The following is a 12484-nucleotide window of genomic DNA, read 5'->3' on the forward strand; positions in this document are numbered from 1 at the left end:
CTTGCCGATGGCTCTTGAAGGCGGCCCGGCGGCGGCGGACGATCAGGCGTTCAGGCGTTCAGGCCAACCGGCGTCCTGGCGAACTCGACGAAGCCGGGAAGCGCCTCGATCCGCCGAAGCCACGCGTTGACATTGGCATAGGGGGCCAGGTCGACATTGCCCTCGGGCGCCCGTGCCACATAGCTGTAGAGCGCCACGTCGGCGATGGTCGGCCGCTCGGCGGCGATCCAGTCGCGGCCCTCCAACTCGGCGTCGATGAGCTTGAGAACGCCATGCGCGCGGGCGATCACCTCTTCCGGGTTGAAGCCGGCCTTGAAGATGGTGATCAGGCGGGCGGCGGCCGGGCCGAAGGCGATCTGGCCGGCGGCGACCGAGAGCCAGCGCTGGACCTTCGCGGCGCCCAGCGCGTCCTCCGGCAGCCACTCGGTGCCGCCATGCTTCTTGGCGGCGTAGACCATGATCGCGTTGGAATCGGCGACGATGACACCGTCGTCATCCAGCAGCGGGACTTGGCCGAAACGGTCCAGCGCCAGATATCCGGGCGATTTGTGCTCGCCCTTCGCCAAGTCGAGGTCGATGATCTCGACATCGGCGCCGATCAGCGACAGGAAGAGCCTGGCGCGGTGCGCGTGGCCGGAAAGCTGATGTGAATAGAGTTTCATGTGACGGCTCCCAGGAGGTCCAACACCGGGTCTTCCCGGCGGGGAGACCTTGCCGTGGATCACCCGGCGGAAGAAGCCGCGTCCTGGTCAATTCAGCATTCCGCGGAATGGAATAATGGGCTGGCGCTGGCCCCCGGCCCGGTTATGGTTGCGAAGCTCATCACGCGGGGACAAAGGGGGCGGGGACAAAGGGGAATGGATCGCCACCACGCCATGAAAGTGATGGTGCGTATCGCCGATACGGGCGGCTTCGCCGAGGCGGCGCGACAGCTGCACATGAGCCCGCCGGCCGTCACGCGCGCCGTGGCCGCGCTGGAGGATCTGATCGGCGCGCGGCTGCTGGTCCGCACCACGCGATCCGTCAAACTGACCGAGGCAGGGCATCGCTACGTCGAGGACTGCCGCCGCATCCTGGCGGCGATCGAGCAGGCGGAGGCCTCCGCCGCCGGATCCTTCGCCAAGCCGACCGGGGGGCTGACGGTCACCGCCTCGGTCCAGTTCGGCCAGATGCACATCATGCCGATCATGATGGACTTCCTGGAAACCTATCCGGAGGTGACGGGCACGGTGCTGTTGCTGGACCGGGTCACCAACCTGGTGGACGAGGGCATCGATGTCGCGATCAGGATCGGGCACCTGCCGGATTCGACCCACCGGGCGACCAGGGTCGGATCGGTGCGCCGGGTGATCTGCGGAGCACCCGCCTATTTCGAGCGCCACGGTGTTCCGGAACACCCGATCGAGCTCGCCCGGCACCGCGTCATCGCGGTGACCAGTGCCTGGCCATCGCTCGATTGGCGCTTCGGGCCGGGGGGAAAGATCGTCGCCCACGTCAAGCCGGCCCTGTTCTGCAACTCGAACGCGGCGGGGATCATCGCGGCGCGTGCCGGATGGGGTCTCGCCCGCGTACTGTCCTACATGATCGCGCCGGATCTGCTCGACGGCGGCCTCCGGACCATCCTTGGCGAGTTCGAGGAGGAGCCGCTGCCGATCCACGTCGTCCATCCCGAAGGTCGCAACGCGTCGGCCAAGGTGCAGGCGTTCGTCGAGTTCGCGGCGGCGCGGCTGCGCGCGAACCGGGTGATCACCTGAGAGGCCGACGAGGTCTCGATTGTCGCAGATGCAAAGCCAAAGGTGCGGTGGTTGGCGCTCAGCCTTTCGCGCGCCTGTCCGCAGGCCTTCTCCGCCTCCCGGGCATGCCGGAACCGAATCGTCCTTACGGCAGGGAGCCGGTCCTGAACAGGGTCACCCGCACGCCCCCGTTCGTCACCGGGGCGGACGGCGGCAGGAACGGCAGCAGGGTCGCCCGGGCGAGCGCCGCGTCGCTCGTTACCAGCCCGACCCTCCAGCCGGAGAAACGCGCCAGAAGCGTCTGCCCGAGGGCGCCGTAGAGAGGGTACAGGCTCTTGCTGTCCCCGATCCGGTTGCCGTAGGGCGGGTTGACGATGACGAGGCCGGGAGGGCCGGCGGGTGGTGCCAAGTCGCTGATCGCGTGGTGCCGGAACTCCGTCAGGTCGGCGACGCCCGCCCGCTCCGCATTGGCGCGGCTCATGGCGATGGCGCCCGCGTCGCGGTCGCTGCCGTAGAAACGGAGGTCGGGCCTGGGTCCGCCGCCGGTCCCGCGCAGGCGCTGCCAGGCCGCCTCGTCAAACCCCGCGAGCAGCTCGAAGGCGAAGCGGCGCGACCGGCCGGGATGGAGCCCGGCGGCGATCTCCGCCGCCTCGATCACGAAGGTGCCCGACCCGCACATGGGATCGACGACGGGCTCGGCGCCGTCGTAGCCGCATTGCCGCAGGAAGAGCGAGGCCAGCGATTCCCGCATCGGCGCCTTGTTGACGGCCTCCTTGTGGTTCCGCTTGTGCAGGAATTCGCCCGACGTGTCGATGCTGACGGTGCAGAGGTCGTCGTCGATCCGCGCCTTGACCTGGATCTCGGCCTCGGCGGAGACGGGGGCGCCCAGTTCCTCCCGGATCGCGGTCGCGATCCGCTGCGCCGCGGCGCCGGCGTGATAGATGCGGGAGCCCTTGCAGGACGCCTCGACGCGGACGGGCACGTCCGGCCGCAGGACGTCGCCCCAGGCCAGCCGGCGCGCCCGCTTGTCGAGCTGGGCCAGGTGGAAGGCCCGGAAGGCGCCGATGCGCGCGAGGACGCGGCTGGCGCCGCGGATCTCCAGGTTCCCCCGCCACACCTCGGGCCAGCCGCCCCTCACCGTCACGCCGCCCTTGACGGCGGTGGGGTCCCTGAAGCCCTTGGCCTGCGCCTCCGCGCAAAGGACGGGCTCCAGGCCGGGAAATGTCACCAGGAAGATTTCGAAATCGGCGTCCGTGTTCATCCCGCCTACATATCGCCCCGGCGCGCGATCATCGACACCTTTCTCGCGCAATCGTTCCTTGCGCGACCACGCAGGCGGCTGGACGGGGCTTCAGCGGCGGTAGAGGAGCTCCAGCATCCGGGCGATGTTGTCGCGGATCGCCTGCTCCAGCGCGTCCCGCTCCATCAGCACGGGCTCCGGCAGGCCGGCGGTGACCTTCCGCTCGGCGCTCGTGTCGATGTCGGCGCGCCAGACCTCGGCCCCGGTCCCGGCGTCCCTCAGGACATAGGCGGCGGTGATGCCGATCTCCGTCTCGAAGGGTCCCGGTATGGCCGGCGTCCTCGCGCCGGAGATCGCCATGTCGAGCCGATAGGCCGGGCGGCTCGCCGCCAGCAGCCCGCGGCTGGCGAGCGTGTTGATCAGCGCCTCCCGCAGATCGGTGCGGGAAATCGCGCCGACGCCGGCGATCTGCCCCGCGGCGCTGCCTTGCAGCGTTATCTCGCCCACCTCGATGCCCTGCCGGAGGGTCGCGTCCCTCGGCTGCGGAGGTTCCTGCGGATCGACGGGGACCACCATCTGCGGCATCCGGGGATGGACCGCGCCGGGCGGGGTCTGACAGGCGGCGAGCATGATGGCGAGGAGAAGGACGACGTGACGCATACCGCACTTGTACACACCGATCCGGGCCTGTCACCCCATCTTTGGGGGAAACCCGAAATCAACCCTATCGCCCGCTTCCATGATCACCGTCGAGAGATAGTCGGAGAGCATGGCCTTGTCCCGGCCCTCCAGGAGGATCTTGGAAGACACGTTGCCGTTGCCGGTCCTCAACCCCGGGGTCCTGCTCTCCCAGGCATCGAGGAACCGGTCCATGGCGGCGTTCCATCGCGGATCGCTGTTCCGGCAGAAGATCTTCGACAGCGAGAAGTGGGGCACCTTGCGGAAGGGGGACGGAAGGTTCCGCCCCTGGAAACGGGCCGGCGGCTCTCCCAAGGATCGGAAGCGGGATTCCAGGGTCCGGCGGAAGTCCCGGAACGTCGCGCCGCCGCTCTCCATGCCGATGGTCACGACCGGGATGCCGAGCAGCGCCACGATCTCGGCGATCAGGCGGGCGTTCTCCTCCTGGTCGTGGCGAATGGCCTGATCGACGGCGGAATCGCCGACGCCGTCCCTCAGGGTCTGCGTCAGCCCCGCGGTGCGCGGCGTATGGTAGGAGCTCTTGTTCAGCACCATGACCTTGGACCGGAACGATCCCGGGCCGTAGATCCCGTCGAAGAAGGCGTGCGCCATCCGTCCGGCGCGCCCCGCCGCGCAGAGATAGACGGATTTCTCCCACTCCCTGCGGCCGGGGTTGTCGCCGACCAGGACGAGGTCGGGCAGCGGCCCGCCGTCCGCGGCATAGTCCGAGAGGTCCCGGTTCTCCACGAACAGGGACGACACGGTGTCCCTCAGCCGGCGCGTCCGCTCCCCGTGGGCGGCGACGATCTCCCGGAACGCCGCTACCGGGGCGGAGGTCCCGCCAGATGCGGGCGGATCGCCGGGGATGACGGCCGGGGTGGCGGTCGCCCTCGCTTCCAAGGTATGGGACATGGACCGGACTGCATCCTTTTCATCATGGCGGGATTCGGCGGAAGCCTTGATGCATCGAGATCCGCAGGTCAAGACCGCGGCTGTTTGGCGCGATGGTTGTCTGCATGCACAGGCTTCAAGCGCAGGCAGATCCGCTCCCGTTTCGTCTTAGCCGGACTTGATCCACGGCTGTCTAGCACGTTGTTTGCTGAATCTGCGAAAGGATCAGTTCCGGGCAGAAGCACTCCGTTTTCGTCATGGCCGGACTTGATCCGGCCATCTTTCACGGGATGCATTGAACGCTCCGTGCCTTGAGATCCGCGGGTCAAGCCCGCGGATGACGAACCGAAGGAGAAAACTGTCATTAGGAATTTTCTCAATAGATGATGAGCAAGTACCGTGCCGGACAGCCGTGGATCAAGTCCGGCCACGACCTTGACGGGCCGCGGGCGCCGCCTTCCCGAGCCGAGGGGCGGCCCGTGGGGACAGGGCTCCGCCCGGGCACCACGCCCCGCTCCGGCGACTTCCTTGTCGAGGGGCATCGATCGGGCTATAGAGAACACCGTGGCAGTGACCGGAGGCATTGCGTTTGCGGTCCCGGCAGAAGGTTCGGAAGGCATGAAACTCTCAGACGTCGATATTGACCGATACCTCGCCGAGGGACGCATCCAGATCGACCCGATGCCGACGGAAGGCCAGATCGGCGCCATGTCGGTCGATCTCCAGCTGGGGGACACTTTCCAGGTGTTCCCGCCCGGCAAGGCGGCCTTCGTGGACCTTGCGCCGCCCGTGGGGCACCCCAGCCAGGTTCCGGACAAGCTGATGGACCGGGTACAGATACCCGCCGGGGAGTCGTTCTTCCTGCATCCCGGCGAACTGGTGCTGGGCATCACCGTGCAGCGAATCCTGCTGCCGAACGACATCGCCGGGCGCCTCGACGGGCGCAGCAGCCTGGCGCGGCTGGGCCTGATGGTGCATGCGACGGCGCACACGATCGATCCGGGCTGGAACGGCCGCATCACGCTGGAATTCTTCAACTGCGGCCGCCTGCCGCTGGCGCTGCGGCCCGGCATGCGCATCTGCGCGCTCAGCTTCGAGACGCTGATGTCGCCGACCTCCAAGCCCTACGCGGCGCGGGCCGACGCCAAGTACCGCGACCAGCTCGATCCCCTGCCAAGCCGGATCAACCTGGAACAGCCGCTCAAGGATTGAGGGCGCACCCCTCGCCGCCGAGGCGGGGGTCTCGGAAGCTGCGGGTGGCGGGCATGCCGTACGGGGCGCCTTTTCGAAACCATCGAAGCGGTTGTCGCCCGACCCGAAGGTGGAAGCCGGCTGTCCAAGGCCCGACGTGTCCGAAGCTCCCCGGAAGATAACCGGCGGACAAGACGGCGGGATGGTATGTATTGCGCAGCCGGATCGCGGCGGCAGCCGGCCCAATGAGACGCTCTAGACTAAAAGCCCCGTCGCGGCGAAGCGGCGGGGCTTCCTTATGTACCATACCGCACTGCGAGACCTAGCGGCAGGCGGCTTTCCCGGCATCGCGACTTGCGTCATGCGCGATCGTCTTGGGATCCGGAGTCCGGTGACTCAAGATCCACTTCACCAGCTCACTCGGCCGGGACCGCCACCAAGGGACGTGCGGTTTCCCGGATCGGGAGATGGACGAGCGCGCTGAAGGCACCGATGCCGACGCCGATCCACCACACGGCGTCGTAGCTGCCATAGGCGTCGTAGAGCCGCCCGCCGAGCCAGACGCCCATGAAGCTGCCCAGCTGGTGGCTGAGGAACACGATGCCGTAGAGCGTGCCCATGTAGCGCAGCCCGTAGAGATGCGCGACGAGGCCCGAGGTGAGGGGCACGGTGGCCAGCCACAGGCTTCCCATCACGGCCGAGAACACGAGCACCGTGGTCGGCGTCATCGGCGTCAGGATGAACCAGGCCGAGGCCAGGGTGCGGCCCGTGTAGATCCCGGCCAGCAGGTATTTCTTGGTGTAGCGCTTGCCGGCCCAGCCCGCCGCCAGCGTGCCCGCGATGTTGCCGAGCCCGATGATCGAGATCGCGACGGCGCCCAGCGCGCCGGTCGTCGTGATCCCCATTGCGTGCAGCACGCTGCCCAGCATGATCGGCCCGCACACCTCGGCCACGAAGGCCGGGAAATGGGCGGTGATGAAGGCGAGCTGGTAGCCGCAGGAGAAGAACCCCAGGAAGATCAGCGCGAAGCTTGGGTCGCGCAGCGCGCCCAGCACCACCGACCCCATGCTCTGCTGAAGCTCGGTCCTGGAGACGGGAGCGGGCGAGCGCATCCAGGGCAGCACGGCCAGCACCGCCAGGATCAGCGCCGCGAAGGCCAGGAACACGCCCTGCCACGGCATCAGCGCCAGCAGTCCCTCGGCCAGCGGCGGCCCGACCACCTGCCCGGCGGACCCGGCTGCGGTCACGATGGCGAGCGACATGGAGCGGTTCTCGTCCGACGAGGCCCGGCCGACGACGGCGAGCACCACGCCGAAGCCCGTGCCGGCGATGCCCAGGCCCACCAGCACCTCGTACAGGTGGTGCTGGATCGGCAAGGTGGCACCCGCCGAGAGCACGAGGCCCAGCGCGTAGGCCAAGGCCCCGAGGATGATCGCCTTGCGGTCGCCGATCTTCTCGGCCAGCGCGCCGAAGAGCGGCTGGCCGAAGCCCCAGGCGAGGTTCTGGATCGCGATGGCGAGGGAGAACTCGGCGCGGGGCCAACTGAACTCCATCGCGATGGGAAGCTGGAAGACGCCGAACGAGGCGCGGATGGCGAACCCGACCAGCACCACAAGGCTGCCGGCGAGGAGGACAGGCGTGATGAGGGGGGAGCGCTGGGTCATCCGATCTGTCTGCGCCGGGCTGGGAATCCTGTCAACCGGCGGATTCGCAGGACCTGCCATGCGCCGGATGGGCGGAGGCGGGTCGGGCTTTCGCGTCGCCTGACCCCGATGCGGCGCTCGGATGTCCGAAGGTTGCCATGCCGCCGGTGCCGGAGCATTGTGGGGCCAGACGCGAGCAGCATGGCGATCCGAAGCTACAGCATGGAACCACAGGACTCACCGATCGACGCCGGACGGCACCAGCGCGCACGCCCGGGGGCCGGGGACGGCGGGCCTTGACGCCGCGGGAGCGGAACCTCCGGACTGTCCTGAGTGGATTCGCCTGGGCCGCGGTCACGGTGACCATCTTCGCCGGCTGGTTCGTCGTGACCCGGTTCGGCGTTACCCGCGAACTGCGCGTCTGGGACATCACCGCGCTGCGGTTCGGGTTCGGCACGCTGATCCTGCTGCCGGTCCTGCTCGGCCGGGCCGGCCGGATGCCGAAGGGCGCCTGGACCGAGGGACTGCTGTTCGCGGCGCTCTGGGGAGCGCCCTTCGTCCTGCTCGTCGCGATGGGGCTCCAGCTCACCTCCGCCGCCCAGGCCTCGTCGGTCACCCCGACCATGATGCCCGTCTTCTCCGGAGCGATCGCGTGGCTGGCCCTGCGGGAGCGGCCCGGCCGGGGCCGTCTCGCGGGATATGCCGCGATCATCGCCGGCCTCGTCGGGCTGACCGTCGGCGCGTCGCTGTCCGGAGCGTCCCCCAGCCCGGCGGGGTTCGCCTGCCTGCTCCTGGCTTCGGCCATGTGGGCGCTCTATACGCTGCGCTTCCGGCGGAGCGGCCTCGCCCCGATCCAGGCGGCGGCGCTGATCTGTTTCTGGTCGGCCGTCCTGTTCCTGCCGGCCTACCTGGCGTTCGACCTCGCCCGCCTCGGCAGCGCCCCGATCCAGGAAGTCGTGGTCCAGACCGTCTATCAGGGCGTCCTGATGAGCGCGGTCGCCATCGTGACCTTCAACAGGGCGGTCTCCCTCCTCGGCTCGGGGGCGGCCACCGCGATCGTAGCATTGGTCCCGGTGATGGCATCCTTGATAGCCATCCCCATCCTGGGAGAGATCCCGACGCCCATCGAAGGCATAGCGATCGCCGTCATCGTGGTCGGCGTGACGCTGGCGGCGCGCCCGCCGCGGGCCGGGGCGCCGGCATGACCGGGCCGTTCTCCGGCAAGCCTGACCGACCAGGGCAATCCCTGCCATTTAAACCTTCACCGGGGCAATGCAACAGGGGCCGTATCGAAACCGACCTTTCGCGAACATTAAATTTCGCGATCGGCCGGCACCAATGCACCACTGGCTGGTTTCCCGAACAGCATCACCCGGCCCGCTGTCGAGAGATCACATGCAAACCGATGCCGCATCCGCCCTTCCGCGGGTCACCTTGGACAAGCCGACACGCCCGGACTGCCGCTGAGCGATGGCAGCGGTCTTCGGTCCAAAAGCGAACCTGATAACCAAGCTCGTCCTGCTGGGTGCGGCCGCCGGCCTGCTGACGCTTTTCGTCGGCGGCTGGGTATTTCCCAGTATCGATTATTACACCCGCGTCGGTTTCGTGCGGCCTCAGCCGGTCCCCTTCAGCCACGAGCACCATGTCGGCGGCCTTGGCCTGGATTGCCGATACTGCCATACCTCGGTCGAGGTCTCGGCCAACGCGGGGATGCCGCCGACGCACACCTGCATGACCTGCCACTCGCAGCTCTGGACCAACGCCGAGGTGCTTGCCCCGGTCCGGCAGAGCCTGGCGACGGGGGAGCCGATCCGCTGGAGCCGCGTTTATGACCTGCCCGACTACGTCTTCTTCAACCATAGCATCCATGTCGCCAAGGGCGTCGGCTGCACCACCTGCCACGGGCAGATCGACCGGATGCCGCTGACCTGGCAGGCCTCCAGCCTGTCCATGGGCTGGTGCCTGGACTGCCACCGCGACCCCGCCCCCAACCTCCGCCCGCGCGAGGAGGTGTTCGACACGGACTGGAAGCCGACGCCGGACACCCCCACGGGGGAACAGCTCCTGGCCGCCTACGACATCCACCCCGCCACCCTGTCGGACTGTTCCGTATGCCACCGATGAACGACGAGACCCGCGCCGAGGACGTCCGCGCCGACCTGGCACGCCGCCTGGAGGGAAAGCGGGGCCGCGAGCTTTGGCGCAGCCTCGACGAGCTGGCGGCGGAGCCTGCGGTCGCCGAGATGCTCCAGCGCGAGTTTCCGGGACTGCCGGCCCTGGACGAGGTGAAGGTCGGTCGTCGGCGGTTCCTGGAGCTGATGGGCGCCTCCTTCGCGCTCGGCGGCCTGACGGCCTGCGGACCGGCCGGCGGCGCCGACGAGGCGGTGCCTTACGTCGAGATGCCGGAGGGGCTTGTTCCCGGCGTGGCGCGGACCTACGCCACGGCGGTCACCCGGGGCGGCTATGCCGACGGCGTGCTGCTGACCCACCAGATGGGCCGGCCGCTGAAGGTGGAGGGCAATCCCGACCATCCGGCCAGCCTCGGCGCCACCGACAGCATCATCCAGGCCAGCATCCTCGATCTTTACGACCCGGACCGGTCCCAGGCGGTGCGGACCCGGGGGCATCTCGCCGGGGCGGATGCTTTCGTGACGGCCCTGGCGACGCGCTCGGCGGAACTGGCGGCGCGCGGGGGCCGTGGCCTGCGCATCCTCACCGGAAGCGTGACCTCGCCGACGCTGGCAGCCCGCATCGACGGGCTTCGCCGGCGTTTCCCCGATCTGCGCTGGCACCGGTGGGAGGCCGAGGCTCCCGGCAATGTCGGGGCCGGCTCGCTGCTGGCGTTCGACCGGCGGGTCGATACCATCCCCCATGTCGATCGGGCCGACGTGATCCTGGCGGTCGAAAGCGACTTCCTGGAGGGCGCGCCGGGGCATCTGCGCCATGCCCGCGATTTCGCCCGGCGCCGGCGGGCGCCGGAGGAAGGCGATCCGGCTGGTATGAACCGGCTCTACGCCGTGGAAAGCGTGCCGACCCTGGCCGGCTCGCGGGCCGACCACCGCTTCGTCGCCCGCCCGGACGAGATCGAGACGGCGCTGCGGGCTTTGGCGGCGGAACTCGGGATCGGGCCGGCGGAATGGCGCGGCGGCCCCGGCTGGGTGGCGCCGGTCGCCCGTGACCTCGCCGGCCACCGGGGCGCCGCCCTGGTGCATGCCGGTCCCGCGCAGTCGGCATCGGTCCATGCCCTGGTCCACGCGATCAACGAGGCGCTCGGAGCCCCGGGCAACACCGTGACCCATATCGACCCGGTGGAGGCCGAGCCGGTCGATCGCTCGCGCTCGATCGCCGACCTGGTGGTCGACATGGCCGCGGGCGAGGTCGATACCCTGCTGATCCTCGGGTCCAATCCGGTCTTCACGGCGCCCGCCGACCTGGGATTCGCGGAGGCCCTGTCGAAGGTGCCGCTGTCGGTCCATCTCGGCACCCATGTGGACGAGACGGCCATCCTCTGCACCTGGCACGTGCCGGAAGCGCACGAGTTCGAGCGGTGGGGCGATGCCCGCGCCTTCGACGGCACCGTCACCCTTCTCCAGCCGCAGCTCCGGCCGCTGTGGAATGGCTGGTCGCCGCTCGAACTGCTCGCGGTGACGGCCGGCGAGCCGCGGCCCGACGCCTATGGGCTGCTGCGGGAGTCCTGGCGGGAGCGCGCCGGCGGGAGCGGCGCGGCGGACTTCGACGCCTTCTGGGCGGAAAGCGTGCGGACCGGGATCGTCGCGGATACCGCCGCCCCGCCGATCCAGGTCCGGGTCGTCCCCGGCCTCGCCGGACGGCTGCCCGCCCCGCCAGAGCGCCCGGCGGAGGGCACGCTGACGGCGCTGTTCCGCCCCGATCCCTGGCTGCGCGACGGCCGTTATGCCAACAACGGCTGGCTTCAGGAACTGCCGCGTCCCCACACCAAGCTGACCTGGGACAACGCGGCCCTGATCTCCCCGGTGACGGCGCGCAGGCTCGGCCTCGCCAACGGTCGGGTGGTCGAGCTTGCGACCTCGGCGGGACAGGTGCGGGCTCCGGTCTGGATCCTGCCGGGCCACGCGCCGGACTGCGTCACCCTGCCCTTCGGATTCGGCCGGCGCGTCGCCGGAAAGGTCGGCAGCAATGTCGGCTTCGATGCCTTCGGGCTGCGCCCGCTGGCGTCGCCCTGGCACTTCGCGGGGCTGGAACTGCGGCCCACGCAGGAAACCCATCCGCTCGCCTCGACCCAGAACCACCAGATGATCGAGTCCAACGACGCGGTGCGCGCGGCGACGCTGGAGGAGTTCCTGCACGATCCGGACTTCGCGCAGCGGCCCGGGCCGGAGGAATCGCTCTATCCGCCCTACGAGTACGACCGGAACGCCTGGGCCATGGCGATCAACCTGAATTCCTGCATCGGCTGCAACGCGTGCAACACGGCCTGCCAGGCGGAGAACAACATCGCGATCGTCGGCAAGGAGGAGGTGCTGCGGAACCGCCAGATGCACTGGATCAGGGTCGATACCTGGTACAGCGGCGAGCCGGATGCGCCTGAGGAAACCTTCTTCCAGCCGATGCCGTGCATGCATTGCGAGCACGCGCCCTGCGAGGTGGTCTGCCCCGTGTCGGCGACGGTCCACGACACCGACGGCCTGAACGTGATGGTCTACAACCGGTGCGTCGGCACCCGCTTCTGCTCCAACAACTGTCCCTACAAGGTCCGGCGGTTCAACTATTTCGACTATTCCCACGACGATCCCCGGCTGGCGATGTCATGGAACACGGACGTCACGGTGCGGGCGCGCGGCGTGATGGAGAAATGCACCTACTGCATCCAGCGCATCCGCAAGACCCGGATCGAGGCGGACCGGGAGCAGCGGCCGATCCGCGACGGCGAGATCCGCACCGCCTGCCAGCAGGCCTGCCCGACCGAGGCGATCGTCTTCGGCGACCTGAACGACGCGGACAGTCGGGTCAACCGGCGCAAAGCGAGCCCGCTCGACTACGGCGTCCTGGAGGAATTGAATACCCGGCCGCGGACGACCTATCAGGCGCGCCTGCGCAATCCCAACCCCGAGATCGGGGAGGCCTGAGCC

At 69.1% G+C, this 12484-nt stretch carries 10 protein-coding genes; 5 read left to right on the top strand and 5 right to left on the bottom strand.

The genetic code is table 11. From position 1 onward, the window contains the following. Positions 1–50 precede the first annotated feature (50 nt). Complete coding sequence (locus JL101_RS17430) at positions 51–662, bottom strand: glutathione S-transferase family protein (protein WP_203097222.1); 612 nt, start codon at positions 660–662, stop codon at positions 51–53. A gap of 195 nt (positions 663–857) precedes the next feature. Between JL101_RS17430 and JL101_RS17435 the strand changes: the two genes are divergently transcribed. Beyond that, entirely contained in the window at positions 858–1754 is an 897-nt protein-coding gene (locus JL101_RS17435; RefSeq protein WP_203097221.1) for a LysR family transcriptional regulator, read from the top strand. Between the two features lie 124 nt (positions 1755–1878). Here the strand turns inward: JL101_RS17435 and JL101_RS17440 are convergent, their stop codons facing one another. The 3 genes from JL101_RS17440 to JL101_RS17450 form a co-directional block, all read right to left on the bottom strand. Next, positions 1879–2994 carry a THUMP domain-containing class I SAM-dependent RNA methyltransferase gene (locus JL101_RS17440; protein WP_203097220.1) on the bottom strand — a complete coding sequence of 372 codons (1116 nt, stop codon included), beginning with the start codon at positions 2992–2994 and terminating at the stop codon, positions 1879–1881. A gap of 90 nt (positions 2995–3084) precedes the next feature. Then, a complete protein-coding gene (locus tag JL101_RS17445) occupies positions 3085–3633 on the bottom strand; it encodes a YajG family lipoprotein (protein ID WP_203097219.1) in 549 nt (182 codons plus the stop codon). A 30-nt stretch (positions 3634–3663) separates the two neighbouring features. Continuing rightward, positions 3664–4563 (bottom strand): hypothetical protein, encoded by a 900-nt coding sequence (locus JL101_RS17450; protein WP_203097218.1) that lies wholly within the window; start codon positions 4561–4563, stop codon positions 3664–3666. A 597-nt stretch (positions 4564–5160) separates the two neighbouring features. On the opposite strand from JL101_RS17450, the gene dcd reads away from it, so the two are divergent. Then, positions 5161–5754, top strand: a complete 594-nt coding sequence (gene dcd, locus JL101_RS17455; protein ID WP_203097217.1) for a dCTP deaminase — start codon at positions 5161–5163, stop codon at positions 5752–5754. A 395-nt stretch (positions 5755–6149) separates the two neighbouring features. Here the strand turns inward: dcd and JL101_RS17460 are convergent, their stop codons facing one another. Then, positions 6150–7397: an MFS transporter gene (locus JL101_RS17460; RefSeq protein WP_203097216.1), complete on the bottom strand. Its 1248-nt coding sequence runs from the start codon at positions 7395–7397 to the stop codon at positions 6150–6152. A gap of 275 nt (positions 7398–7672) precedes the next feature. On the opposite strand from JL101_RS17460, the gene JL101_RS17465 reads away from it, so the two are divergent. The 3 genes from JL101_RS17465 (at position 7673) to JL101_RS17475 (ending at position 12481) form a co-directional block, all read left to right on the top strand. Then, positions 7673–8581, top strand: coding sequence for a DMT family transporter (locus JL101_RS17465; RefSeq protein WP_228434922.1), 909 nt, complete (start codon positions 7673–7675; stop codon positions 8579–8581). A gap of 265 nt (positions 8582–8846) precedes the next feature. Then, a complete protein-coding gene (locus tag JL101_RS17470; protein ID WP_203097214.1) occupies positions 8847–9500 on the top strand; it encodes a cytochrome c3 family protein in 654 nt (217 codons plus the stop codon). Further along, positions 9488–12481 (top strand): TAT-variant-translocated molybdopterin oxidoreductase, encoded by a 2994-nt coding sequence (locus JL101_RS17475; RefSeq protein ID WP_203097213.1) that lies wholly within the window; start codon positions 9488–9490, stop codon positions 12479–12481. Before JL101_RS17470 ends, JL101_RS17475 begins: the two co-directional genes overlap by 13 nt. The last annotated feature ends 3 nt before the right edge of the window (positions 12482–12484 follow it).

This window comes from Skermanella rosea (assembly GCF_016806835.2).
Lineage (GTDB): Bacteria > Pseudomonadota > Alphaproteobacteria > Azospirillales > Azospirillaceae > Skermanella > Skermanella rosea.